The sequence below is a fragment of the Desulfovibrio psychrotolerans genome (assembly GCF_013340305.1).
Classification (GTDB): domain Bacteria; phylum Desulfobacterota; class Desulfovibrionia; order Desulfovibrionales; family Desulfovibrionaceae; genus Halodesulfovibrio; species Halodesulfovibrio psychrotolerans.
This window is the reverse complement of sequence record NZ_BLVP01000001.1, coordinates 69,980-95,843: the sequence shown is the minus strand read 5'-3', so window position 1 is coordinate 95,843 and position 25,864 is coordinate 69,980. Positions and strand designations below refer to the sequence as shown.

Genomic DNA, 25,864 nt, shown 5'->3' with positions numbered 1-25,864 from the left:
ACAGCATGACCAGCAACAGAACTCTCAGTGTATGCGTTCTCAGCGGCAAAGGCGGCGTAGGCAAATCCAACATTGCCCTCAATCTGGGGTATTGCATGTTCCGCGGCGGTTTTCCCCTGCTGCTTATGGATTGCGATCTGGGCTTGGCCAACCTTGATGTACTGCTGGGCGTAACCCCTGAATACGACATGCAGAAGCTTCTGGATACAGACATGGATCCCGCCCTCATTGCCGTGCAGGTGGAACCCGGCGGATTCGACTTCCTCCCCGCCGCCTCGGGCGTTCCCGAACTGGTGGAAATGGATGCGGATCTGCGCGAAATGCTGTTCCGCAAACTCTCGCCCCTGTTCTCCCGATACGACTACCTGTTCATGGACCTTGGCGCGGGCATCAACCCCACGGTACTGGAATTTGCCTCCATGGCCCATGTGCGGCTTGTAATCGTCACTCCGGAACCCACCTCGCTCACAGACAGCTACGCCCTCATCAAGGTACTGGCAACGCAGCACGGCGTGCGAGACTTCCACATCATCGTCAATCAGGTAGAAGACCGGCACGAAGAAGAAGTCACGTTCAAGCGTCTTGCCGCCGCCTGCGACAAATTTCTCGGCATCACTCCCGTCCTGCTGGGTGGCATCCGTGCAGACAAAATGGTTCCGGAATCCGTCCGCAGACAAAAGCCCCTGCTCAAAATGGCCCCCTCCTCCCCTGCTGCTCATGACCTGTTCGCACTGGCTGTAAAGCTGCAGCGGCTGCGCACCTCCATGCAGGCGGTTATCTCTGCCGGTCCGTTCGCCTCAGAGACACAACCTAATTTTGAATAACATCTTGAATATCAGGTTGATTTATTACATACTCCCATTGCCCGAGCGAAGTTGGTTTTTCTTTTTGATTTCTAACCATAGCGCATGTCTCCATGCCCGCATCTGCCCGGAGTAGGCAATGAACAAAAGCGAACTCATCAAAACCTTGTCAGACCAGAACGGCATCTCCATCGAAGAGGCGACAACCGTGGTCAACATCTTCGTGGACAGCATGAAAAATGCCCTTGCCAGCGGCGACCGTGTGGAAATCCGCGGTTTCGGCAGCTTCAAGCTCAAGGACTACGGCGGCTACACCGGCCGCAATCCAAAGACCGGCGAAATCGTCAAGGTCAAGCCCAAGCAACTGCCCTTCTTCCGGGCTGGCAAGGAACTCAAAGAATATCTCAATGAATAGTTTTTTCCGTTGTTGCGGTCTTGACCGCATGGCGTATTTCGCCTGCCTTCTCTGTCTTGCGACCACGCTTGCGCCGCTAAGAACAGCCGGGGCGGCAGACGCACACAGCGCGCAGAACACTCCCGTTCTGCGCATTGTGTTTTTTGCCAATACGCATGGCGAGGTACATCCCTGCCCCTCCTGAGGACGCAAAACGCTCGGAGGGCTGGCCCGGAGGGTCGGCGTGCTGGATGTATACCGTCAGGACGGACCGTTGCTTATCATCGGCGGGCCGGGTGAATTCACCCTGCCTGATGGCGCACCGCTGCATAGGGATGATGCTGGCACCCTTGCCACCATTTACAGTCGCATGGCTGTGGCGGCAGGCTGGCTTGAACCGGCGGCACGCGACTGGTTTCAGGCACACGGAGCGGAACCGCCTAACGGGTTTCACCCCGTTGACCAAACCCCTGTTGTGCAGCAGAGTGTTGTGCAGGGCAAAACCATAGGCGTTGTCCTGTTCCCCGCTGCCTTTGCGGGCAACCCGGAACAGGAAAATGAACTGCTCGCACTGGCCCAACGCCTGCGCGACCAATGTGACCTGATCATAGGCGTAAGCCCGTGGGGCACAAAGGCAGAAAGAACGTTCCTCCCCGCAGCCTCAGGGTATTACGATGTCATCCTCGGCGGCGGTGAAGGACAGGGCATGCGGGGCAATATGGATACCAAGGGCACAGTTCTCTGGGCCCGCGGATACGGCAAGGGCATGGCTCTCGCCGTTCTGGAACTTATGGAATGGCCCTCCCGTCAATCGGACAGACCGGACTGGGCTTGGGTCGAGGATGACAACGTTCGCTTCCCCGTTGTCCTGCTCGATGAAGGAATACGGCCCGACCCGCAGACAACCGAACTGCTGGCCGGGCAACAATAAAAACCACGGCTTGCGAAGAATACGGGCACTATATCGCACAGAGCGCAAGGAGCAAAAGCGGTGAGCGCAATTTCAGAATCTGTTGCCATCCATAAAATGCAGGGTTGCGGCAACGATTTCGTTTTCATAGACAACAGGCAGCTCAAACTGCCGGTTTCCGACATGCCGGAATGGGCACGCAAGGTTTGCCGCCGTTCTTTCGGCGTGGGTGCGGACGGGCTGGTCTTTCTGGAAGAGGCACCGGATACCTCCGTGGACTACCGCTGGCACTTTTACAATGCCGATGGCTCCCGGGCTGAAATGTGCGGTAATGCTTCCCGTTGCGCCGGACTGCTGGCGGTGAAGCTCGGCTTTGCCGGTCCTGTGCACACCTTCGGATCCGATGCCGGTCCCATCCGCGCAGAGGTAGATGCCCGAAACTGCGAAGTAAAGGTGCAGCTCACCCCACCCAAAGGGCTGGAACTCCACAAGTCCATAGATATGGACGGCAAGCCGGATGAAATTCACTTCGTGAACACCGGCGTTCCGCACGCGGTATACCTGCATGAAAACGCAGGTTCGCTGGATGTGAAAAAACTGGGGGCGCATGTCCGTTACCATCCTCTGTTTGCTCCTGCCGGAACCAACGCAAACTTCGTCACGGTGCATGACAAAGGAAATATCCATCTGCGCACCTACGAGCGCGGCGTGGAGGATGAAACCTACGCCTGCGGCACCGGAGCAGCAGCCGGAGTAGTAGTTACGCACGCGCTGGGACTGACCGGTCCGGAAGTAAACGTGCGCAGCTCCGGCGGAGAGATATTGGGCATTTCCCTTGAAGATGGCTGCGTCTTCCTCAAAGGCAAGGCACTGAACGTCTATTCCGGCGAAATGTATCTGGCAGCACTGGGCCTGACCCTGCCCTAAGAACATACGGCCCGCTCGCCCGCGTTTACGCAGGGCGGACGCACCGAGAGACCGAGCGAAGAGGAGGCTTTTTATGCAATTCAGGGGTGCGTTTACGGCACTGGTAACACCGTTCAGAAACGGTGCCGTGGATGAGGAACGCTACAGGGAACTGGTGGAGTGGCAGATCGAAAATGGAATTAACGGTCTTGTGCCCTGCGGCACCACGGGAGAATCGGCCACCCTCTCCCATGAGGAGCACCGAGAGGTCATACGCATCTGCGTGGAGCAGGCCAATAAACGCGTGCCTGTGCTTGCCGGTGCCGGTTCCAATAATACCAAAGAAGCCATCGACCTTACCCGCTTTGCCAAGGAAGCCGGGGCCGATGGTGCCCTGCTGATCACGCCCTACTACAACAAACCCACCCAGGAAGGGCTGTACCAGCATTTCAAGGCCATAGCCGAAGAGGTTTCCCTGCCGTTCATCCTCTACAACGTCCCCGGACGCACCGGCACCAACATGCTGCCCTGCACCCTTGCGCGCCTGAAAAAAGACGTTCCGCAGGTCAAGGGCGTGAAAGAGGCTACGGGAAATCTGGCGCAGGTATCCGACATTCTGGAACAGTGCGGCCCGGACTTTCAGGTGGTTTCCGGAGACGACTTCACGGTGCTCCCGCTGCTTTCTCTCGGCGGGTGCGGTGTCATCTCCGTTGTTTCCAACATCATTCCGGACCGCATGGCAGGCCTGTGCAAAGCCTTTGCGGAAGGAAATCTGGACGAGGCCCGCAGGCTGCATTTTGACATGCAGGGCCTGTGCAGAGCCATGTTCATTGAAACAAATCCCATTCCGGTCAAAACCTCGCTTTCCATGATGGGCAAAATCTCGCTGGAACTGCGCCTGCCCATGGTTCCGCTGGCCGAATCCAGCGAAAAAGCGTTGCAGGCCTGTCTCAAGTCCAAGGGCATCATCTAGTCTCTGGAGCGGCCATAACATCAAATGCCCGCCGGAAGTCCGTTCCGGCGGGCATTTTTCTTAATGCTTCAGGGTCTATACGTACACGGACCGCAGAACATCCCCAACTGTCCGGGAGACAGAATCCCCCTGCCGGGCCAGAGTCTCCGCACACAACACATCGTGCACGGTGCCGCCGGAATACACCACTACGGTCTGGGCAAAATACTCCGCTTCGTCCACATCATGCGTCACCAGAATCATGGGGATGGCAAAGTGTTCCAAAATCCTTGCCAGTTCGTTGCGCATACGGATGCGCAAAGGCTGATCAAGTGCAGAGAACGGCTCATCCAGCAACAGCATGTCAGGACGGCCAACAAGGGCACGCGCCAGCGCAACACGCTGGCGCTGACCGCCGGACAATTCATCGGGGCGCGATTCTGCAAGGCACCGGATGCCGAACACATCCAGCGTCTCATCCAGTATACGTGCCTGTTCCCTGCCAAGGCGCCATGTCCAGCGGGAAAGGCCAAAGGCCACATTCTGCCGCACCGTATAATGCGGAAACAGTGCGTAATCCTGAAACACATACCCCACGCGGCGCTGACGGGGCGGAATGTTGATTCCGGCTGCAGAGTCAAAATACACCCGGCCCCCCAGTGCAATCCGCCCGGAGTCGGGAGTCAGCAAGCCCGCTACCGCCTGCAATGTGAGAGACTTCCCGGAACCGGAAGGCCCGGCAAGCACAAGATGGCGCACATCTGAGACAATCCGCGTGTTCAGTGTAAAGCGGCGTGCCTCAGATTTGCCCATAAGCTCTTTCCACAACGGCAATCGCCGTGCGCCAACTGTTTTTCGAATATCAATGTCGAATTGCATGCCTACTCCAAAAACAGGTCAACCAGCCAATGTGAACGTGTGATATGCACCATTGCCCGTTACGGAGCAGAGAACCCGAAAGAGCGCAGCACCGCCTTGGCTTCTTCGCTCTGCAGAAACACCGTGAACCGTTTTGCCTCTTCCGGATGGGCAGAACCCTTGAGAGCGGCCATCGGATACTCTGCAGGTTCATCCAGCGCAATTTCCGAAGCAACCTCTACCGCTGCTCCGCCTTTAATGGCGTCAGAGGCATACACAAACCCGGCGTCCACCTCTCCGCGCACAAGATAGTCCAGCACCTGTCGTACAGACTCACCGTAAACGAGCTTGGGGGCCAGCGTATCCCACAGATCAGAGTTAACAATGGCCGTCTTGGCATATTCACCCGCAGGCACGGTTTCCGGCGTGCCCACTGCCACCAGCTTTACAGAATCAGAAGTCAGGCTCGCCATGTCGGTCACCTTGGCTTTATTCCCGGCAGGAACGGCAAGCACCAGCGCGTTTGTCAGCAGAACGGAAACATCCTCCCGGTTCACAAACCCGGCCTCCACGGCGGTATTCATCCATTTTGTGTTGGCGGAAACAAAGACATCCACCGGGGCTCCCTGCTCTATCTGCTTATAAAGCGGGCCGGAGGCGGCAAAGTTCATCACCACATCCAGACCGGGATGCTTCTCTTCATACATGGTTTCCAGCTTTCCAAAGGCGTCCGTCAGGCTGGCTGCAGCGGAAACAGTAAGTTCCGCCGCATGGAGCGGAATGTTCAGAAGAAGCACGCACATAATGGCCATCAGAATTCGTTTCATCAGATATCCCTTCCTAGTGCCTCATTTTGGGGAAAGCAGTTTCCCGGTTATCACCAATAGAACAACACAAACCACTGAAACTATTATTACAAGCGTGTTGGCGAGCGTGTCGTTGCCGGCCTGAACTGCGCTGTACACAGCAAGGGAAAGGGTCTGGGTGCGTCCGGGCAGATTCCCCGCCACCATGAGCGTTGCGCCAAACTCCCCCATAGCCCGGGCAAACGCCAGCATGGTTCCTGCCAGAATCCCTCTGAAAGCCAGCGGCAGCGTGATGCGCAAAAAAATCTCCCACTCACCTGCTCCCGCTATCCGTGCGGCATTCAGATAATTCTGCGGCACCCCCTCCAGTGCGGCTCGTGCTGATTTGAAAACCATGGGAAAGGAGACCACGGCAGCGGCGATAATCGCCCCCTGCAATGTAAACATGAGTGTAATGCCGAAGGTTCTGTCCAGCCATGCTCCCAACAGCCCATTCCGACCTATGAAGACAATCAGATAATATCCCAGCACGGTGGGGGGCAGCACCAACGGCAGGGTGCACGCGGCATCTATCCAGTCCCTGCCGGGAAACGCCCGCTTTCCCAGACAGTAGGCAGCAACCACCCCTGTCACGCAGGCTATTCCCGTTGCACAAAATGCCACCTTCAACGTCAGCAGCAAGGGAACCCATATCTCACCGGTCATCCCGCCTCCATCGTGCCGGACAGCACCTCGCCGCCATTTCTGCAATCATTCCGCACAGCAACACGCAACTCATGCCATAACAAAGCCATACTCCATCCATGCTGAACAAATATTCCTGCATCCCATCCCCTTCTCCCGGTTGCCGTGCCTGTCGTCACAGCAACCCACCGTCAGGCGTGGCTGCTCCCTATCCTTGCAGATAATGCAGTGCATACTGGCACAGCACGCCCGCAGGTGAAAGCCAACACCGAAAACATCCCTTTTGGTGATTTCAAGATGAGTGCCAAGAAAATATATTATTTGTTTACAGGCAATTACACATGGACGAATTTCCCGGCGCAGCACAATTCTACAAATTAGTATCCAGTTGCGACACAATGCCACACGCACCCGACAGAAATGTAGCAGGCCCCATATTGCCGCAAAGGGAGGATGCGGCACCTGCAACGCAGAGAAAATCTCCACGGTATCGGCATCTTGCGCTCTGTGCACGGGCATTGTATGATGAAATCCGTTATTTTGAGCCTGCAGCATGATGTTTTGCAGTGGGCACTCTCCATAGTTCCACCCTCTACTCTTCGTGAGCCGTATGAGCGAGCAAACCACTTCCTACGCATTCCCATGGCTGGCGCACTATGACGAGAATGTCCCGGCATCCGTCAACTACGAAAACATCCCCCTGTTCGCCTTTCTGGACAGAGCAGCGGAAACCACGCCCAAGAGAACAGCGGTTATTTTCAGGAACATGCGCATCTCCTACGGCAAGCTCCGCTTCATGGCAGAGGTGCTCGCCGCCAACCTGCGGCGGCAGGGAGTCCAGCCCGGCGACCGTGTTTCCGTGATGATGCCCAACCTGCCCCAGACCATCATCGCCTTCTGGGGCATTCTCAAGGCTGGCGGCGTTGTGGTAATGACCAACCCGCTCTACATGGAAAAAGAACTGGTCCACCAGATAGAAGATTCCGGTGCACAATACATGATCGCACTGGACCTCGTATGGCCCAAACTGGAAAAACTTCGCGACAAGCTGGGTATCCGCAAATATTTCATCACCCGCATTTCAGAGAGCCTCAAATTTCCGCTCAATTTCCTCTACACCCTTAAAGCAAAACGCGAGGGTTCGCTGCGCCCCATCCCGTTTGACGGAAACACCGTATTGCCATGGTCCGCCCTTACGTCAGGCAAGGAGACCCTGAGTGTTCCCGTAGACAATCCGGCGGAGCAACTGGCCCTGCTGCAATACACCGGCGGCACCACAGGCATAGCCAAAGGGGTCATGCTCACCCACCGCAATCTGACGGTAAACGTCCAGCAGTGCGCTGCCATGCTGCACGGGCTGGAATCAGAAACACACACCTTTCTGGGATTACTCCCCTATTTCCACGTTTTCGGCCTTACGGTCTGCCTTGCGTTTCCCACGCTGCTGCGGGCAACGGTCATCCCCTTCCCGCGCTATGTTCCCAAAGATGTTCTGGACGGCATTGCCAAGTACAAGCCCACCATTTTCCCGGGTGCCCCCTCGGTGTACATCTCGCTCATGCAGCAAAAAGAGATTGGCAAATACGACCTCACCTGCATCCGGTACTGTATTTCCGGCTCATCGCCCATGCCCGTGGAGCAGATGAAGAACTTCGCCAAACTGACAGGAGCCAACATCATAGAAGGCTTCGGCCTCACGGAAGCCTCTCCCGTCACCCATCTGAACCCCATCAACGGCCAGCACAAGGCAGGCTCCATCGGCGTGCCCTTCCCCGATACTGAAGCCCGCATCGTGGACATGGAGGTAGGCAGCGTCCCCCTGCCCCCCGGCAAGATAGGCGAACTGGTTATCCGGGGGCCGCAGATCATGCGCGGTTACTGGAACAGACCGGACGAAACCGCCTCCACCCTGCGTAACGGCTGGCTGTACACGGGCGACATCGCCACCATGGATGACGACGGCTATTTCTTCATCGTGGACCGCAAGAAGGATATGATCATCGTGGGCGGCTACAACGTCTACCCGCGTGAGATTGACGAAGTGCTCTACGAACACCCCAAGGTGCAGGAAGCAGTCACCGTGGGCGTCCCCCACCCCACGCGCGGAGAAATCATAAAGGTGTACATCGTTCCCAAGCCCGGAGAGAAGCTCACCAAAGGTGAGATAATGAGCCATTGCAGGGAGCAGCTTGCCAACTACAAGGTACCCAAACAGGTGGAGTTCCGGGAAGAACTGCCCAAAACCATCGTGGGCAAGGTGCTGCGGCGCGCACTGCGGGCAGAAGAAGAGCAGCGCATCTCAGATGCAGCACAGGCGGATAACGCAGGAGAAGCAGGCGGCATGGCCAACTTCCTGGTTCAGGATGATCTGGCAGACGCCCCGGCATCATCCCGGTGGCAGCAGGAAAGAGAAACTGCGTCCGAACCCGGCACCTCCACGGCAGACAAAAACGATCCTTCCGATAAGAACTGACCCTTCGCACCACAGGGAAGACGTAACCTTATGAAACTCCTATTGCAGCGCGTACGGTGCGGCAAGGTAACTGTGCACGGTAAAACCGTTGCCGAGATCGGACCGGGGCTGGTCGTGCTGGTAGGATTCGGGGCGCATGATACTGCAGACCTGCCGGACCGGAATATCTGGCAGACCATGTTGAGAAAAATGCTCGACTTGCGTATATTTCCCGATAGTGAAGGAAAAATGAACCGCAGCCTGAGTGAATTCGGCGGACAGATTCTGCTCGTGCCGCAATTCACCCTGTATGCAGATACGCGCAAGGGCCGGCGTCCTTCTTTCACCGCCGCCTGCCCGCCCGGAACCGCAGAGCGGCTTTTCAGCACCTTCGCCAGTGCCGTGCGCGAATCTATGTGTTGCAGGGATACTGCGCCGCAGGTAAATGAAAATCCTCCTGTGCAATGCGGCATATTCGGAGCAGATATGGACGTCTCGCTCACCAACTGGGGTCCGGTGACCATAAGTCTGACCGATGCGGACTATACAAGGGATTCATGAACACAGGCTCTCCCGCAACCCGGCTGCTTATAGCTGACGACTCCGACATAACCCGGATGATGCTCGCCCATATCCTGCAGGAAGGACGGGACCTGCGGCAGGCCACAAACGGCGAAGAGTGTCTGGCCGCCTACCGTGATTTTCGTCCGGATATTATCCTGCTGGACCTGAACATGCCGGAACGTGACGGCATGAGCGTCATCCGGGAAATCCGCTCCCGCCATGGGGACCACGATACCTTCATCATCGTGCTCACGGGAGAAGGCAGCCCGGATGCACTCTCCATCTCCCTGAACACCGGAGCCAACGACTTCCTGAGCAAACCCTTCGGCAATGCGGAGCTTCTGGCGCGCATAGGTGTGGCAGAACGTCAGGCCGCCCTTACCCGCCAGTTACGCAGCTACACACAGCGCATCCGCGAAGAGATAGAGCTTGTGGCCTCGCTGCAACAAAAATTGCTGCCGAGCCACTCACCTCTTTTCCCCGGGGTACGCATAGAGACCATCTACCGCCCTTCCGGTCACGCCAGCGGTGATTTTTACGACTATTTCGCCCTGCCGGAACGCAACACCCTGCGCACCGTCATAGCCGATGTATCAGGGCACGGTGCCAGAGCCGCCTTCATCATGAGCATTGTCCGCACCCTGTTCAGGCTCACTCAGACACGCTACTTCCCCCTCGCCACCACCGTCCGCCTCATAAACGACCATCTGCTGGACATCATCGGCACAGAGGAAGACTTCGTCACCCTGTTCTGCGCCGACATCCACTTCAGCACCAACACAATGCAGTATATCAACGCCGGCCATTGCCCCGGCATGCTGCGCACCGAAGAAGGAGCAACCACCCGGCTTGCCTCCTCCACCCCCCTGCTGGGTTTTTTCCCCATAACCCCGCAGGTGCAGCAGGTTCCCTTCCACGCTGGCAGCAGGCTGTTCCTGTTCACAGATGGCTTTTTCGACTGGCAGATGGACAACGGTGCACTTTTTTCCCTGCCCATGTTCTGGGAACAGGCAGCCGGTTGTATGGAACGCCCCAACAACTTTGTGGAAACCCTGCGCTATCGTCTGGCCATGCTGGCCGGTCACGGTGGCAGTTTCCGAGACGATGTCACCGCGCTCTGGATAGCCACAGGGAGCCAGCATGCATAACTACACCTTCCGCACGGCCGCCTATCCCGAATCATGCAGGGCTCTCACCAAGGCGGCACTGGCCGTCATGAAGGAATACATCCTGAGTGAAGACACCCTGCACTCCTTTGATCTGCTCCTCACAGAAGCCACTGCCAACTGCGCACGGCACGCCTACCGCTATTCCGATGTGGGCGATGTGGAAATCGTTCTGGAAATTGAACCGGGCCGGAATATCACCGCCAGAATCTCCGACTGGGGAGAAGGGTTCCCGGCCGAAACCATCCGGCCGGACAAGCCCGTGCTTTCACGGCCGGAGGCGGAAGGGGGGCGCGGCCTGTTCATCATCGCCTCGCTCTCCACACAGTTCCGGATAACCGGAGCAGACGGAAAAAACACCGTACATGCAACTCTAGACATACCGAGGGGATTATGGGCACGCTGACAATCACGCGTCAGGCAACGGCACTCATAGTGCAGCTTTATGGCGAGCTTACCCTGCAGACCGCACCGGACTTCCGCAAAGACATAGAGTCCGCTGTAAACGATAACCAGACGGAATACCTTGTGCTGGACCTAAGCAAGGTCAGCTTCATAGACAGTTCCGGCATAGGCATGCTGGTTGCCCTCAAAACCCAGATGACCAACCGGAGCATCAGCGTCTTTCTCCTCAATCCGTCCGAACAGGCCCGCACCACGCTGCAACTGGTACAGCTCACCAGCTTCTTCCACATCCTCACGGGAGAAGACGCCATGCTCACCATTTTGCCGGAATAAAGGGGAGCCGGGCATGCCGTATCAGCTCGTTCACCATTTTGATCCAAACTTCGACCACATGCGCCTCACCCCGCACGAAGAGGCTGAAGGAAGGGTCGATCACTACAATCTGGGCTACGTGCAGAACGTGGTCATGGGGCAGGTTCTCGCAGAACTGGTTCCCCTTGACAAAGACCTGCCCGCTGGCGCAAACCCTGCCTTTGTACGTCAGGCGGAGTCGCTTCCCATCGGTCCCAACACCACGGTGAACCCTGCTCAACCCATGCAGCTTGTCGCTTCGGCAAACGGCTACGTGTTCTATCACCAAAACCGCATTACGGTGAAGACACTGTTAAATGTTCGTCGCGATGTAGATTTTCACACCGGAAATATTGTCTTTGTGGGCGATGTGCGCGTACACGGCAGCGTGCGCAGCGGGTTCGAGGTCCACGGAAAAAACATCCTTGTCCAAAAAACGGTAGAGGGCGCGCGCATTATCGCTCAGGGAAGCATCACCAGCCAGAACGGAGTAAAAGGCGGCAAGACAGCCCTGCTGGAAGCCGGAAGCGACATCCGGCTCCCCTTTGTGGAAAATGCCGAAATCCGTTGCCGGGGCAATGTGCTCATTGATGCCTCGTGCATGCATACAGACGTTTGGGTAAGCGGCAAATTCGTGGTACGGGGCAGGCTGCAGGGGGGCGCGGTCTATTCCAACTCCGTGGTCTACGTGCAGGAACAACTGGGGGGAGGAATCGGCACGCCAACTGCCATTACCATGGGGTACGATCCGTTCATGCTGCGCCGCCTTAAATCGGTGGACGACAAAATTTCCCATCTGGAAGCATCTGCCGAACAGCTTGAGATGCTGTGCTCCAAAAGCGCAGTCCACAAGCAGGAATATTGCACAAAACTGAACACGGCACAGACCAAACTTGCCGCCTTCAGACGAGAGAGGGTAAGCCTATGGGAAACCATGCAGGCTTCACCGCATATGGGATCATGCAGAATACTCGTGCCGGGACGCATCCGTCCCGGGGTCGAGGTCAGCATCGGGGGGGCATACTGTACCATAAATGATTTTATGGAAAACGTGTGCATATCATCACGGGGCAATGAAATTGTCTTCGACACGCCAGCAATGAAGAGTAAGTAGAATACAGTATGGATATCGCAACTCTCGTCGGGATTCTGGGGGCACTGGGCCTCATTGTCGGTGCCATAGCCATGGGTGGGGCCATGGGAGGCTTTGTCGACATCCCTTCCCTCATCGTGGTGGTGGGGGGCACCTTCGCCGTCGCCTTCGTCATGTTTCCGCTCAAGACCATGCTCGGGGCCGCCAAGGTCATCATGAAAACCTTTTTCGCCAAGCCCCCGGACCTTACCCAGTCCATTCAAACCATCATCGGACTTGCCGAAAAAGCCCGTAAAGAAAGCCTTGTAGCGCTGGAAAAAGTCCAGGTGGACAACGCCTTCATGAAACGCGGCGTCCTGCTCGTCTCAGACGGCACGGAAGAATCACTGGTGCGTTCCATCATGGAAATGGAAATGGCCAACATGATCAAACGCCACCGCACCGGACAGGAAATCCTTAAAGGATTGGGCACCATGGCCCCCGCCTTCGGCATGATAGGCACACTGGTGGGTCTGGTGCAGATGCTCCAGAATCTCGATGATCCCTCGGCCATCGGCCCTGCCATGGCAGTGGCCCTGCTCACCACGTTCTACGGGGCCATCATGGCCAACTGTCTGTTCCTGCCCATGGCCAAAAAGCTGGAAGAACGCTCCAATGAAGAAGCACTGAACATGGAGCTCATCATGGAAGGCGTGCTGGCCATCCTGAATGGCGAACATCCCAGCATAGTACGCGAAAAGCTCAATTCCTTCCTGCCCCCGTCCCAGCGACAGGAGCGGTAGCACATGGCAAAGGACAAGGCACCGCCGCCGCAAAAGCGGCCCAGACCAGACCCGCCCAAGGACGAAGGGCTCCCGCCATGGATGGCCACCTTTGCAGACATGGTCACCCTGCTGCTGTGTTTCTTCGTGCTGCTGCTCTCCTTTGCCCAGCAGGATGCCAATAAATTCAAGACCCTTATGGGTTCCATCAAAAATGCCTTCGGCATCCAGATCCAGCGCAAGGAAGCAGAATTCGCGGCGTTTTCCCCGTCCCAGTTCGAACGCAAGGACGTGGAACTGAAAAAGGACGACCAGCAGATTCTGGGCATGGTGGTGGAGCTCAAGAACATCATCATAGAAGACCCGGACCTGCAACGCACGGTCAAGGTCACAGCCGAAGATCAAGGCGTGGTGCTGCGTTTTCCGGTCATCCTTTTCTTTGATCACGGCTCCGCGGAACTGAAACAGGAAGCCCTGCCCCTGCTGGACGGTGCCATTAAAATTCTCAAAGAGCGCAACGTAAACATGGTCGTGCGCGGACACACCAGCGATGTGCCGGAAACCGGGTCCCTCTACCCTAGCAACTGGGAGCTTTCCTCCTCGCGCGCCGCTGCGGTGCTCCGCGCCCTTATGCAGCGCGGCGACATCTCCGCCTCGCGGCTGAAAGCCGTGGGTTACGCAGATTCCCAACCCCTTCTGCCCAACAACTCCGAAGCAAACCGAGAAACAAACAACCGCATGGAGTTGTACCTCCACAAGCCGGAAGTGAAGAGCTGGTAACCATGTCCCACACATCGCAAGACCGCTACCGGGCAGAACCGGTGCTGCATGAAAACACCCTTGCGGATGTGCGCATCACCGTTGCGGGCAAAAGCATGCTCATGCTCGGTGCGGGAGGCGGCGAGCGCGAGCTGCATCTGCTGCGTTCCTTCCGGGAACAGGCAGAACCGTCCGGCACCCTGCCCGTCCTTTTAGGCAGCGGCATGGGGCATGCCCTGCGCGCCCTTCTGGAGCAGTATGACGGGCCACTGGCCGTGGTGGACAAAGAGCTGCCTATTCTGCAGATCACGGGCCTTTCAGACGGTGCCTCTGTGCAGATTGCCAGTACTCCCCCTCCGGCATCTGGTACTCCGGCCGCATCATCCGCCGGGCAGGACGTGCTCGCCACGGCACTCCGCGAGGGCCGCATCCTCTGGATAGCGGAAGACGATCCCGGGCGCGCTCTGGCCGGACTCACCAGATGGCAGATGGAACACGGCGGCAAACCCTTCCTTCCGCTTGCCCACCCTCTCTACCTGCGGCTGCAAAGAGACTATTACGGAACGCTTCGTGAACACCTGTCCGCCAGCGGCACGTTCGATTTCTGGGCAAAGGCGTCCTACAACAAATTTGCGGGCGGTCCGCCCCGGCTTCTGCTCATCACCAGCCAGTATTTCCTCATGGGAGAAATCATCACCGCCTGCCAGCGGCTAGGTTTTCCCTATCACCTGCTCACACTGGACAATGACGAGGTAGGCCATACCGAATTTGTGGAACGCCTTCTTAAAGCGGTACTTGAATTCAGGCCCGACTTCGCCTTCACCATCAACCATCTGGGCGTGGACCGCGAAGGCGTGCTCACCGACCTGCTGGAAAAGCTCCAACTGCCGCTGGCTTCATGGTTCGTAGATAACCCCCATCTCATCCTCTATCTCTACAACCGACTCATCAGCCCATGGACAGCCATTTTCACGTGGGATACGGACAACATAACCTCCCTGCGTGAACAGGGCTTCCGCCATGTGCACTACCTGCCCCTCGGCACAGACCCGGTCCGCTTCGCCAAGCCTTCCTCCGTACCCTCCGCCCATCCCCTCAAGCGTGATATTTCCTTCGTGGGCAACTCCATGGTCTTCAAGGTCGCGCACCGGATGAAGGCCGGAAAATTTCCCCGCGTCCTGCTCTCCAGCTACAGGCAACTGGCCGGGGAATTCGCGGAACATGAGGAACGCTCGGTCCGCGCCTTCCTCCGCAATCACAAACCGGAAATCCACGCCGCCTTCACCGCACTGGATTCCCCTGAAAGACAGCTTTCCTACGAAACCATGATCACATGGGAAGCCACACGGCAGTACCGAGCACGCTGCGTGGCCCAAACCCTTCCCTTCAGGCCGCTCATCGTGGGTGATAAAGGCTGGCGTCAAACCCTTCCCGAACAACCTCATCCTTGGGACCTGCACCCGGAGATAGGATATTACGACGAGTTGCCGCATTTCTATCCACTCTCAACCATCAATTTCAACTGCACCAGCAAGCAGATGAAAGGCGCGGTGAACCAGCGCGTCTTTGACGTGCCCGCCACAGGCTCCTTCGTTCTCACCGACTGGCGCGTTCAGATGGAAGACCTCTTCGACCCCGGCAAAGAGGTCGCCTGCTACCATACGCCGGAAGAAGCCCCGGACCTTATCCGCTTCTACCTGCGCAACGAGGCCGCGCGCACAAACATTATCCGGGCCGCACGCAAACGCATTCTGGCGGAACACAGCTACGAACAACGCGTCACCGCGCTGGTGCGGACCATGCGCGACATTTTCGGATAACCCGGCATGTCTGCAAAGCCCATCCTCATAGTACAAATGCAGCGAATGGGGGATCTGGTACTCACCTTCCCGCTGTTCCTGTGGCTCAGGCAGATGTTTCCTGCCCATCCCATCTGGGTTGTTGCCGAGCGTATGTTCTTTGAGGGCCTCATGCCGTTAAGTCCCGGCGTGACCTACTTCCCCGCAGAGGCAGCCCCCGCCCTTTCCCGCGAGCGTTATTCCATGGTCATCAACCTGAGCCACCGGGCAGATGCCGCGTCCCTTGCGGGCAAAGTACAAAGCGACTCCGTTCTCGGTGCCGTCACCTCAGGTTCCGGTGCCACGTACATTCACGGAGACTGGCAACTGTACCGGGCTAGTCTTGTGCACAACAACAGGCACAACCTGTTCCACTGGGCAGACCTGAACGGGCTGGACATGGTTCCCTCCGCTGTCCGCAATGCTATACATTGGCCTAAACCTGATGCAGACAGGCCCCATGCAGACCGGGTGGGACTATTTCTCGGGGCCAGTGACCCCGCAAAACGTCCCACCGCCGCCTTCATGCACAAACTTGTGCTTGCGCTGCTCAAACGGGGGCTCAAGCCCGTCCTGCTCGGCGGCAAAACCGAAATGCCTTTAGGCGCACAGGTCGCCTCACTTGCCCAAACCCCCGCCCTGAATCTGTGCGGCAGATTCTCCCTCACGGAATTTGTGGCCTTTACCGGCTCGCTCCGCTGCCTCATCACCCCGGATACAGGCCCCATGCACATCGCGGCCTGGATGGGCACCCCCACGCTCAACCTGTCCATGGGCCATGTCCATCCGTGGGAAACAGGCCCCTACCAGCCCGGTCACCATGTGCTGCGCACCAACATGAGTTGTGTGGGCTGTTGGCAGTGCAAGCACTCCACCGTGCTCTGCCATAAAGCCTTCACGCCAGACCGTGTTGCCGCGCTCACCCGCAGCCTCGTCAGCGTTAAATCGCAAGAGGGGCAAAAAGCGCCCCTGCCAAAACGCTCCATTGTTCCCGCGAGCCAAACCTTGTTTATCACCGGGCGCGATGCCTTCGGCCTCTATCATCTGGAAACAAACAGCGCAGAGGCTTCACCCCCCCCCCGGCAGATACTCGCCGAATTCTGGAAGAGCTACTTCGGCATGCGCTTCGGTCTATGGCCAGAATCCCACGTGCATGGGCAATGGCAGAATCTCTGTGCCGCCTCACCTGACCTTGCCCCTAAAATACGGGAACAGTTTCTCCGCCTGAGCAGGGAATTGCTGCCCGGTATAAAGGGCCGCACCGGCCCGACAACCACCGCTTCCTTCTGGAGCGCCCACCCCCCCATGGTCCGCCCGCTTACCGGCTTCCTGCACCTCCTTCTGCAAAACGCCGAACACAGCCTTGCCGGGTATGCCAAGGCTGTCTCCATGCTGGAAGAACTCATCGCCATCACTGAACCATACTGAACCGCAGACAGGGCAGCTAAGGCAAAGACTGCCTGTTCAGGGTTTGTTCACCCTGAAATAACAGCGTTTTTTCCATTGGAACACCTTTCGCATAGTGAGTGCCAAAGGAGTTTCAGGATGCAGCTTTTTCCCACCTTCATGCCCACCGTCATGTCATCCGTTAAGGCCGCACGCTCAAAGAGCGCGGCTGTAGACGGTTCGGCTTTCGCGGGCCTGATGCAGGGCTTCGGCGGCAAGGCGATATCGGCCACGCCCACCCAAGCCGCTCTGCTTGGTGGAAGCAGCGGCCTGAAAAGTTCCATTCTCAGAGACAAGCTGCTAAGCCCTTCCGCAGATGCAACCGGTACGGCGGATGTACGGGATACCCTTCTCGACCAGCGCACCCTGCGCAGCCTGAAAAGCCGCCTCTCCGCTTTGGGTGTGGATGATGCAACGCTGAAACAGCTTGATGCGGAAGCAGCCGAAGGCTCCCTTACGTGGAACAAGCTCCTGCACACCCTAGGAAGCAACCCCCAGTTTTCCGGTAAAGAAGCAGCCTCCGCCAAGCTGGACGAATCCACACGCAACGGCGCATCGGTCGTTCTGCAAAAGCTCGGGTTCTCGCCGGAAGAAGCGGATGAGACGGTTACCACCATGGAAGAAGGCAAGCTTGCTTCCGCATGGAACCGCATTCTTGAAAAAATCAACTCACTCGGTGCAGACGCCAGCGTTACCGTAACGCCGGAAGACCTTGAGCACCTTGGCAAGGCCATGCGTCTGGATGCGGGCGGCATCACGCGCATGCAGCAACTTTTTGCCGGGCAAAAGGAAGCACAGTGCGATTCCTCAACCCTCAAGGCAATGGTTGCGGAAATTTCCGGCAGCGTTTCCGCCAGACAGGCTGCCTCAGAATCACGCATCACGGAACTCAGAGAAGTCCTCGCCCCGGTCATGGAAAAGGCACTGGAACGTTCCAGCCAGCTTTCTGCGGCAGACGCCCGCACCAGCAGGGACAGCAGAGCCTCCGGCATCCTTATTAAAGACAGCGCCACTGCCGATGCCAACGGCTTTACGCATGCCGCAGCGCACTCCACTGCCTCCTCCACCCGCAAAAACACCCCGGCTGATGGCATGCAGGACAAGAGTGATGCGGAGGCTGCCCGTCATGATGCACGGGAAACAAATGCCTCCGTACGCCGCTCCGAGCAGGCTTCCGGATCGCAAGATAACGCGAAGGGCAACAATGCCCACGGATCTTTTGCAGGCAGGGATCAGTCAGACCAGTCCGGCAACACATCGGGTAACGCAGCAGGTCGGGAAAAGGATTCCTCAGGACTCCGCAATCTCTTGAGCAGGCTTGAATACCAGATGGTGCAACCGCAGGCGGAAATGGGTGCAACACAGCCTCAGTCCGGCAACACAACGTTCTCGCCCAACGCGGCTGCGGCAAAAGCTGCCGACCAAAGATTGTTCGAGCAGATCGAAAACGGGATGCTCAAAACCATGCGGGACGGCGCGCGCCAGATCACCATGCAGCTCACGCCGGAAGACCTCGGCAAGCTCACCATCATTCTTTCCGTAAAGAATAATGAAGTGAACGCCGTCATCCGCCCGGAGAGTGCAGAAGCGGCCAAAGCGATCAACGACCAATTGCACCAGTTGAAAGCCTCGCTCGAAAACCAGGGGCTTAAGGTAGACAACATCGATGTGCAGACAAGCCTGCAGAACAATCTCTCCGGCAATGGCTGGCAGAGTGCGGCAGACCACAACGCGCATCAGGAAATGACAAGAAAGTTCCTTAATCAGAGGCGGTTGCACGCATTGCGCGCCGAAGGCGACGGATTGGCCCGGGAAATGCAAATTGCAGATGAAACGGAAAGAAGTTCCTCCCGTACAGGGCTGGACATCATCGCGTAAGAGAGGTTTCCCATGGCATCATCAGTAGGTAGCGGAATCATCGGCAGGGCTGAACAGGAGTTCGGCCAATTGCAAATCAAGGGCAAGTCGGAGCTCGGCAAGGAAGACTTCCTCACCCTGCTGGTTGCCCAGCTTTCGCATCAGGACCCGATGAACCCCATGGACGACAAGGAATTTGTCTCGCAGCTTTCCCAGTTCTCCAGCCTTGAACAGCTGACCAACATTTCCGGCGGCATCAAGGAGATGAACGAGTCCACCACCCGCCAGGAAATGATCAGCGCCGTCAGCTTCATCGGCAAGGACATCCGGGCAGAAGGCTACGGCGTATCCAAGACTGCAGAAGGCGTAAGCTCCCTCTACTTCACGCTGAACGACCCGGTGGCAAACGGCTACATCAATATTTACGACCCGAACATGAACCTTGTGCGAACCGAAAGCATCGGCACCAAGCAGCCAGGCAACTACGAATACCAGTGGGACGGCAAGGACTACAAGGGTACAGATCTCCCCGAAGGCGTATACAGCATCGCCATGTATGCAGAAAGTCTGGACGGCAACCCCATTCTGGTCAGCACCGAGGTCAGCGGCACAGTGGTCGGCGTACAGGCGGAAGGCACAAATCAATACTTACGTCTTGCGGACGGACGCATGGTCCGATTCTCACACGTCAAGGAAGTTGTGGCCAAGTCTCCCACCAATACCCCGGAAGAAACACCATCGTCCGAAGAATAGCAACGCGAATTACATAACTTAACAAGAGCATACGCAGGCTTAACACACCTGCACACATCATAAAGATACCGTGCGGAAATAACGGGCCGCACACGAAAAGCACCCCGGTGCTTTTGCAAGGAGGTCGATCATGAGTCTTACCGCATCCATGTGGACAGGAATTTCGGGCCTGCTGGCACATGGCGAAAAGATGAACGTTCTCGGTAACAACATCGCCAACGTGAACACCATTGGTTTCAAGGGTGCTCGCATGGACTTCGAGGACTTCATCAATCAGGACATTAACAGCGCCGCTGGGGTAACCCAGGTGGGCCGGGGCGTTGCCATCGGTGCCATTTACGGCGACTTCAGCCAGGGTGCCTTCGAAACCACCACGGAAGCAACGGACCTCGCCATCGGCGGGAACGGATTCTTTCAGGTAAAGGTAAAGGGTGAAGAGTCTGTCTACTACACCCGCGCGGGCAACTTCCGTTTCGACAAGGACGGCTATCTGGTAGACCCGCACGGCTACGTGCTGCAGGGCTGGCAGATTTCAACCCCCCGTCCGTCCCTCGCCACGTCCACCGCACAGGTGACAAGCACCTCCTCCGCCATCAAGGGATCGGGCGTGCCCGTGGATATCCGCCTGCAGGGCTTCACGGCAGAACCGAAACACACTTCCAACGTAAGCATCATCACCAACCTTGATGCCCGCGACGGCGGTGATAAGTCCACTGATGTGAACAACCCGTTCTTCTCGTTGTTCAGCAACTGGAACGGCCAGCCCACGGCAAACAACCCCCCGCTCGGCGAAAACGCCTTTGCGTACCAGACCACCATCAAGGTATACGACGAGGGCGGCACCGCGCATAACCTCACCGTCTACTTTGACCAGGTCAACGTAGACTCCATCAGCAACGAGGCTAGCGGACGCCGCTACTGGGAATACATCGTCACCGTAGACCCTTCGGAAGACGGCAGAATCTTCAACGGCACAAAGGTAAACACCACCGGTGCCGCAGGCCTGCTCATGTCCGGCACCCTCACCTTCGACAGCTCGGGCCAACTGGTGGACCAGAGCGCCTATACACTGAAGAGCAATGCCGGTGCAGATCTGAAGCAGCTTTCCAACTGGTCGCCCACGGCGTTTTCCACCAACGGATACCCCCTGTTCACGGCAAACTTCTCCAGCCTGTCCAACGCCAGTTACGTCACTCCCGGCTTTGCGGAAGACGTGGGCGGCACGCTTATGGAACTGAACCTCGGGCTCAAATTCAAGGGAACCCAGACCTTCGCGGACCGGGCCAACTTTGATGCCTCCATGGTCGGCACAGATACCACCCAGCTCATGAGTCTGGGCAGCACAACAGAGCGGCAGTCATCCGCCACCACAAGCTTTGCAGGCGCATCATCCACCCTGCTGCAAAGTCAGGACGGCTACACCTTCGGCTTCCTGCAGAACGTCAGCGTGGACCGCGACGGCATCCTGCGCGGCAGATACTCCAACGGTGTCATTCTGGACCTCTATCAGATCACCCTGTACGACTTCCAGAGCGAGCACAACCTGCGCAGAGAAGGCGGCAACCTCTTCTCCGCCACCCGCGACTCCGGCGAAGCCCTGCCCGGCCCCGCGAACAAAAACGGGCTTGGTGCGGTCTATTCCAACTCACTGGAGCAATCCAACGTAGACCTTGCCAAGGAATTCGTGCACATGATCACCACCCAGCGCGGGTTCCAGTCCAACTCCAAGGTCATAACCACCACAGACACCATGCTGGAAGTGGTTATTCAGATGAAGCGTTAAGAACAGCCTGAAATGATCGACCATATTGGGCGGTCGCACCCGAAACCGACCGCCCGCCCGGAATGCCCGGCCTCCGCAAGGAGCCGGGCATTTGGCGTGGTCATGCGCAAAAAACCCGCGCCGTGCCAGACTGCCTGCCAGTCTGCCCACAGCGCGGGTTCCGCACGCCAAAGCGAAACCGCTCTCAATCCAGCGGCACAATGCCCTTGCCCGATACGCGGAAATACGCCATGGACATTTTCAGATCATCCGACTGCCCGGAAAGCGAACGCGATGTAGCCGCAATCTCTTCTGAGGCGGCGGCGTTCTGGTGCACCACGGAATCCAGCGCCTGAATCCCCTTGTTCACCTGCTCAGCCCCCTGATGCTGCTCCGCGCAGGCAGCAGAAATTTCCTGCACCAGCCCCGCCGTGGATTCAATATCCGGCAACAGTTCGGCAAGCATGGCACCGGCACGGTCCGCCACTTCCACACTGCTGATAGAAAGCTCACCAATTTCTTCCGCCACCTTGTTGCTGCGTTCAGCGAGCTTACGCACCTCACTGGCCACCACGGCAAACCCCGCGCCGTGTTCCCCTGCACGCGCCGCTTCAATGGCGGCGTTTAACGCCAGCAGGTTGGTCTGGCGGGCAATCTCCTGTATAAAGCGTGTTTTCTCCGCTATGTCCCGCATGGCGGTAACAGACTTACGCACCGCCTCTCCGCTCTGCCGTGCGTTCCGCAATGAGGAAACAGCCATTTCCTCGGTCCTCTTGGCATTATGTGCGTTCTGTTCAATGTTCGATGTCATCTGCTCAACAGATGAAGAAATCTGTTCCACGGCCGCAGCCTGTTGCGCAGCCCCCTCAGCCAGAGCATCAGACGCGCTGGAAAGCTCGCTGCTTCCCATGGCCACTTTATTAGTTGTTTCCTGCGCATCCAGAATAACGGTACGCAGCCTCTCCAGCATCCCCTTCAGGCTGGCAACCAGCTCACCCATCTCATCCTTGCCGGAATAGTCCACACGGGCATCCAGATTCCCCCCTGCAAGGTGGGCAACATATTCCTTCACAGAAGAAAGCGGATTCAGCAGGCTGCGTTTCAAAATCCCCCACGTGGCAACGGCAATCACAAGCAATATCCCGGCGGAAAGCATGGCCACGTTCAGCTGTGCAGCCCGTATCTGCGCGTTCACCTCATCCATGGAGCTTATTATTTCAAACGCCCCGTGCAGTTCTCCAGGCTTCCACCCCTCCTTCACGCCTCCGGTCACATCAGGCTCACCCGCAGGGCTGCCATGGCAGTACATGCATTCCTCGGTCAGCCGGATAGGACGAAAATACCGTATCTCGTTGCGCCCGAATATCACATGCTCCGCCAGCCCTTCGCGTTCAAGAAGCCGCAGCACCCCCGCCTCCAGTTCCGTTGGCGCATTGGCAGGATTTCTGGGGCTGTTCTTGGGAACCCGGAACTCGTACCCCGCCTCCTGCGCGTTCACCCGCGCCATGTTTATGGCAGTAATCACGGGCACAGCCTGCACCACATGCTCCCGGGGAATTTCGGCAAAGGGTTTCAGAAGCCCAAGCTCCAGTTTGTTCGCCATCTCATTGCGGGCGGCTTCCGCCATAAGCACCACTGCCCGGCTCTTTTCCACCACGCTCTGTTCCGCTCCCGCCCGTATGTCCCGCACACGCAGAACAGAAAGAACAACCGCCACAATCAGCGGCCCTATCACGGCAAGGGCAAGCATCTTCCCCTTCAGACTGACTCGCTCAAGCATATAGCCCCCTGCTCACAGCTACGAATTATGATAACACAATAACGCCATGACCTCATCCTTCCTCATGCCATAAACAATGCCCTATAGCCTGCACTCGCTGTATTATATCCTGTATTCGCAGATAAAAATTATGCGTGAAACAAAAAACGGCGGACATGGAAATCCCATGCCCGCCGTCGCTATGCGGAATATGCGGCAAAAAATGTCAGGAACGCAGGTTCAGAAAAACACCAATGGCAGAAGCTCCCTGCGCGTTGACCGTAAGCACCCCTTTCGGGGGAATGCGCATAAGCACCTTGTCATGCGCCTCATCGGTCACTTCCACCTCTATCCGTCCCTGTTCGCTGCGCACCACTTCAAACTTCAGGCGCACGCCCTGATCAGCCAGCCGGCTCTGCAAAGCACTGGCGGCGTTTTGAACAGCCTGCGTATCCACGGCGTGGTCCGATGCCGCGTGAAGTTCATTTCCCGTATCAACACCGTGCGAATGAGAGGGAGCACGTTCAGGATGAGGAGCGGTTGTGTTGCCTTCTGGGGTGGATGTTCTCGCGGTATCGAATTCGCCATAGCCATTCAGCAGACCGCTTTGAATTTCTAGCAGTCTCATGACGATTCCTCCCGGTACAATCCGGACAACCCGGCCAAACTTGTACTCTATACCTCGCCATATCGGTCACACGGTAAATAACTTAACCCATCCCAGGAAAAAATGCCCACCCGGCCTCTTTGTCGAAGAACCGCCGCACCGGGCGGAAAATATTGACCATCTGCGCGTTATCGTGCGCCTTAAGAGTTTTTAGCAATTCGCAACATGCTGAAAAACATAAATAAAAAACAGTTGGCACTTCGATTGCTAAGCAACGGTCAGAACAACAAGGAGGTTATACCATGTCTTTGGTCATAAATCACAACCTTATGGCGCTGAACGCCACGCGAAACCTGAACGCCAGCTACAGCCGACTGTCGGACTCCACACGCCGCCTCTCTTCAGGCCTGCGTATCGGTACCGCAGCGGACGACGCAGCCGGTCTGGCCATCCGCGAACTCATGCGGGCAGATATTTCCACAATGAACCAGGGCATCCGCAATGCCAACGACGCCATTTCCATGATCCAGACGGCGGACGGAGCATTGCAGATCATCGACGAAAAACTGATCAGAATGAAGGAACTGGCGGAACAGGCAGCCACCGGTACCTACAACTCCGACCAGCGTCTCATGATCGAGTCCGAATATCAGGCCATGGCTTCGGAAATTACCCGAATCGCCAACGCCACGGACTTCAACGGAATCCACCTGCTTAACGGCACGCTTTCCGGCAACGTCCACAACGGAAGCGGACTCAACTCCACCGGCAGGCTGAAGGTGCACTTCGGCACCGGCAACGACTCCGCGGAAGACTACTACTACATCCAGATAGGTATCTCCACGGCCTCCGCGCTCGGCATCGGCAACAGCGCGCTCCGGAACAGTGCCGGGTTTACCATCTCCACCCAGTCCGCCGCGCAGGCCGCCCTCAGCGGTATCGACCAGGCAATTATTTCCAAGGACAAGATTCGTGCGGCTCTCGGTGCCCTGCAAAACCGCCTTGAGAACACGATCTCCAACCTGTCCATTCAGGCTGAAAACCTTCAGGCTTCAGAATCCCGCATCTCCGACGTGGACGTAGCCACAGAAATGACGGAATTCGTGCGGAACCAGATTCTGACGCAGGCCGCAGTAGCCATGCTCTCGCAGGCCAACTCGCTGCCGCAGATGGCCATGCAGCTCATCGGCGGTTAAAAACGCCAAGGTTTTCGGTGTCAAAGGCGACCAAAGACAGAAAGGCCGGGGTGCTCCCCCACCCCGGCCCTTTCATGCAATCATTGGTCGGCGTCTGCTTCCAGTTGCCGCAAGGCAATGCCCGCCGCTTTCTGCTCGGCCCGCTTCACACTGGGGCCTTCGGCAATTAGCACACGGCCATCCGGCAGCGCCAATGATACCTCAAACACCTTGGCATGCTCCGGGCCGCTGCTTCCGGAAAGGGAATACACAGGCCGCTCCCTGAAGCGCTTCTGTGTAAGTTCCTGCAATCTGCTTTTATAATCCTTGCTTTTCCCGCCTTCGGGTTCCTCCGGCCAGCGGGAAGAAAAGAGCACATCCACCACTCCCAGCGCCGCCGCATATCCTCCGTCTTCAAACACCGCGCCAAGCACGGCCTCCAGCGCATCGCTCAGCAGCGAATGCCTGTCGCGCCCGCCCTGGCTTTCCTCTCCCCTGCCCAGCATCAAGCAGGATTCCAGCTTCAGTTCCAGCGCAATCTCCGCCAGAGAAGGCTTGCTCACAAGCTTTGCGCGCATGCGCGTCAGGTGGCCTTCCCGGGCCTGAGGAAACATGCTGAACAGTCGTTCAGAAACGCACAGCTCAAGCACGGCATCGCCCAAAAACTCCAATCGTTCATTATGTTCACCGCCCGTTCCCTGCTCATTGGCATGGGAACTGTGCGTCAACGCCGTCTCCAGCAGCTTGACTTGCTTGAAGCGATAGTGGATAGATTCCTGTAGTATCGACAGTTTTTTCACCAT

The 25,864-nt window shown here is 57.3% G+C and carries 25 protein-coding genes; 19 read left to right on the top strand and 6 right to left on the bottom strand.

Annotated elements, in window-relative coordinates:
- Positions 1 to 5: 5 nt before the first annotated feature.
- From HUV26_RS00390 to dapA, 5 genes are all read left to right on the top strand, one after another.
- Positions 6 to 824: a MinD/ParA family protein gene (locus HUV26_RS00390; protein WP_174408123.1), complete on the top strand. Its 819-nt coding sequence runs from the start codon at positions 6 to 8 to the stop codon at positions 822 to 824.
- A gap of 118 nt (positions 825 to 942) precedes the next feature.
- Positions 943 to 1,218, top strand: coding sequence for an HU family DNA-binding protein (locus HUV26_RS00385; RefSeq protein WP_174408122.1), 276 nt, complete (start codon positions 943 to 945; stop codon positions 1,216 to 1,218).
- On the top strand, positions 1,211 to 2,128 hold the full coding sequence (locus HUV26_RS00380) for a UshA-like (seleno)protein family 2 (RefSeq protein WP_420705185.1): 918 nt from the start codon (positions 1,211 to 1,213) through the stop codon (positions 2,126 to 2,128). Before HUV26_RS00385 ends, HUV26_RS00380 begins: the two co-directional genes overlap by 8 nt.
- Positions 2,129 to 2,188: 60 nt before the next feature.
- Positions 2,189 to 3,034, top strand: coding sequence for a diaminopimelate epimerase (gene dapF, locus HUV26_RS00375; protein WP_243451194.1), 846 nt, complete (start codon positions 2,189 to 2,191; stop codon positions 3,032 to 3,034).
- A 73-nt stretch (positions 3,035 to 3,107) separates the two neighbouring features.
- Positions 3,108 to 3,986, top strand: coding sequence for a 4-hydroxy-tetrahydrodipicolinate synthase (gene dapA / locus HUV26_RS00370; RefSeq protein ID WP_174408120.1), 879 nt, complete (start codon positions 3,108 to 3,110; stop codon positions 3,984 to 3,986).
- Between the two features lie 75 nt (positions 3,987 to 4,061).
- Here the strand turns inward: dapA and HUV26_RS00365 are convergent, their stop codons facing one another.
- Genes HUV26_RS00365 through modB form a run of 3 tightly spaced genes read right to left on the bottom strand, consistent with a single transcriptional unit; the run spans position 4,062 to position 6,334 of the window.
- On the bottom strand, positions 4,062 to 4,844 hold the full coding sequence (locus tag HUV26_RS00365) for an ABC transporter ATP-binding protein (RefSeq protein ID WP_174408119.1): 783 nt from the start codon (positions 4,842 to 4,844) through the stop codon (positions 4,062 to 4,064).
- A gap of 59 nt (positions 4,845 to 4,903) precedes the next feature.
- A complete protein-coding gene (modA, locus tag HUV26_RS00360; protein ID WP_174408118.1) occupies positions 4,904 to 5,650 on the bottom strand; it encodes a molybdate ABC transporter substrate-binding protein in 747 nt (248 codons plus the stop codon).
- A 21-nt stretch (positions 5,651 to 5,671) separates the two neighbouring features.
- Positions 5,672 to 6,334 carry a molybdate ABC transporter permease subunit gene (gene modB, locus HUV26_RS00355; RefSeq protein ID WP_174408117.1) on the bottom strand — a complete coding sequence of 221 codons (663 nt, stop codon included), beginning with the start codon at positions 6,332 to 6,334 and terminating at the stop codon, positions 5,672 to 5,674.
- 589 nt (positions 6,335 to 6,923) lie between these two features.
- Between modB and HUV26_RS00350 the strand changes: the two genes are divergently transcribed.
- The 13 genes from HUV26_RS00350 to HUV26_RS00290 all read left to right on the top strand — a co-directional run bounded on the left by HUV26_RS00350 (position 6,924) and on the right by HUV26_RS00290 (position 21,541).
- Positions 6,924 to 8,786: a long-chain-fatty-acid--CoA ligase gene (locus HUV26_RS00350; protein ID WP_174408116.1), complete on the top strand. Its 1,863-nt coding sequence runs from the start codon at positions 6,924 to 6,926 to the stop codon at positions 8,784 to 8,786.
- 30 nt (positions 8,787 to 8,816) lie between these two features.
- The gene (dtd, locus tag HUV26_RS00345) at positions 8,817 to 9,326 is read left to right on the top strand and encodes a D-aminoacyl-tRNA deacylase (protein WP_174408115.1); all 510 of its coding nucleotides are present in this window, start codon (positions 8,817 to 8,819) and stop codon (positions 9,324 to 9,326) included.
- Positions 9,323 to 10,477: a PP2C family protein-serine/threonine phosphatase gene (locus tag HUV26_RS00340; protein ID WP_174408114.1), complete on the top strand. Its 1,155-nt coding sequence runs from the start codon at positions 9,323 to 9,325 to the stop codon at positions 10,475 to 10,477. The genes dtd and HUV26_RS00340 overlap by 4 nt, the downstream gene beginning before the upstream one ends.
- Positions 10,470 to 10,901, top strand: coding sequence for an ATP-binding protein (locus HUV26_RS00335; protein WP_174408113.1), 432 nt, complete (start codon positions 10,470 to 10,472; stop codon positions 10,899 to 10,901). The genes HUV26_RS00340 and HUV26_RS00335 overlap by 8 nt, the downstream gene beginning before the upstream one ends.
- The gene (locus HUV26_RS00330) at positions 10,889 to 11,233 is read left to right on the top strand and encodes an STAS domain-containing protein (RefSeq protein ID WP_174408112.1); all 345 of its coding nucleotides are present in this window, start codon (positions 10,889 to 10,891) and stop codon (positions 11,231 to 11,233) included. The genes HUV26_RS00335 and HUV26_RS00330 overlap by 13 nt, the downstream gene beginning before the upstream one ends.
- 13 nt (positions 11,234 to 11,246) lie before the next feature.
- Positions 11,247 to 12,365, top strand: coding sequence for a flagellar assembly protein A (locus HUV26_RS00325; protein WP_174408111.1), 1,119 nt, complete (start codon positions 11,247 to 11,249; stop codon positions 12,363 to 12,365).
- A gap of 8 nt (positions 12,366 to 12,373) precedes the next feature.
- Positions 12,374 to 13,126: a motility protein A gene (locus HUV26_RS00320; protein ID WP_174408110.1), complete on the top strand. Its 753-nt coding sequence runs from the start codon at positions 12,374 to 12,376 to the stop codon at positions 13,124 to 13,126.
- Between the two features lie 3 nt (positions 13,127 to 13,129).
- On the top strand, positions 13,130 to 13,885 hold the full coding sequence (locus HUV26_RS00315; RefSeq protein WP_174408109.1) for a flagellar motor protein MotB: 756 nt from the start codon (positions 13,130 to 13,132) through the stop codon (positions 13,883 to 13,885).
- 2 nt (positions 13,886 to 13,887) lie between these two features.
- The gene (locus HUV26_RS00310; RefSeq protein ID WP_174408108.1) at positions 13,888 to 15,684 is read left to right on the top strand and encodes a CgeB family protein; all 1,797 of its coding nucleotides are present in this window, start codon (positions 13,888 to 13,890) and stop codon (positions 15,682 to 15,684) included.
- 6 nt (positions 15,685 to 15,690) lie between these two features.
- The gene (locus HUV26_RS00305; RefSeq protein WP_174408107.1) at positions 15,691 to 17,130 is read left to right on the top strand and encodes a glycosyltransferase family 9 protein; all 1,440 of its coding nucleotides are present in this window, start codon (positions 15,691 to 15,693) and stop codon (positions 17,128 to 17,130) included.
- A 117-nt stretch (positions 17,131 to 17,247) separates the two neighbouring features.
- On the top strand, positions 17,248 to 19,026 hold the full coding sequence (locus HUV26_RS00300; protein WP_174408106.1) for a flagellar hook-length control protein FliK: 1,779 nt from the start codon (positions 17,248 to 17,250) through the stop codon (positions 19,024 to 19,026).
- Between the two features lie 12 nt (positions 19,027 to 19,038).
- On the top strand, positions 19,039 to 19,758 hold the full coding sequence (locus HUV26_RS00295) for a flagellar hook assembly protein FlgD (protein WP_174408105.1): 720 nt from the start codon (positions 19,039 to 19,041) through the stop codon (positions 19,756 to 19,758).
- Between the two features lie 130 nt (positions 19,759 to 19,888).
- Complete coding sequence (locus HUV26_RS00290) at positions 19,889 to 21,541, top strand: flagellar hook protein FlgE (protein ID WP_174408104.1); 1,653 nt, start codon at positions 19,889 to 19,891, stop codon at positions 21,539 to 21,541.
- Positions 21,542 to 21,725: 184 nt separating this feature from the next.
- Here the strand turns inward: HUV26_RS00290 and HUV26_RS00285 are convergent, their stop codons facing one another.
- On the bottom strand, positions 21,726 to 23,300 hold the full coding sequence (locus HUV26_RS00285; RefSeq protein ID WP_174408103.1) for a methyl-accepting chemotaxis protein: 1,575 nt from the start codon (positions 23,298 to 23,300) through the stop codon (positions 21,726 to 21,728).
- A gap of 205 nt (positions 23,301 to 23,505) precedes the next feature.
- On the bottom strand, positions 23,506 to 23,907 hold the full coding sequence (locus tag HUV26_RS00280; protein ID WP_174408102.1) for a flagellar protein FlaG: 402 nt from the start codon (positions 23,905 to 23,907) through the stop codon (positions 23,506 to 23,508).
- A 281-nt stretch (positions 23,908 to 24,188) separates the two neighbouring features.
- Between HUV26_RS00280 and HUV26_RS00275 the strand changes: the two genes are divergently transcribed.
- Positions 24,189 to 25,082 carry a flagellin N-terminal helical domain-containing protein gene (locus tag HUV26_RS00275; protein ID WP_174408101.1) on the top strand — a complete coding sequence of 298 codons (894 nt, stop codon included), beginning with the start codon at positions 24,189 to 24,191 and terminating at the stop codon, positions 25,080 to 25,082.
- An 80-nt stretch (positions 25,083 to 25,162) separates the two neighbouring features.
- Here HUV26_RS00275 and rnc read toward each other — a convergent pair whose 3' ends face one another.
- Positions 25,163 to 25,864 (bottom strand): ribonuclease III, encoded by a 702-nt coding sequence (gene rnc / locus HUV26_RS00270; protein ID WP_174408100.1) that lies wholly within the window; start codon positions 25,862 to 25,864, stop codon positions 25,163 to 25,165.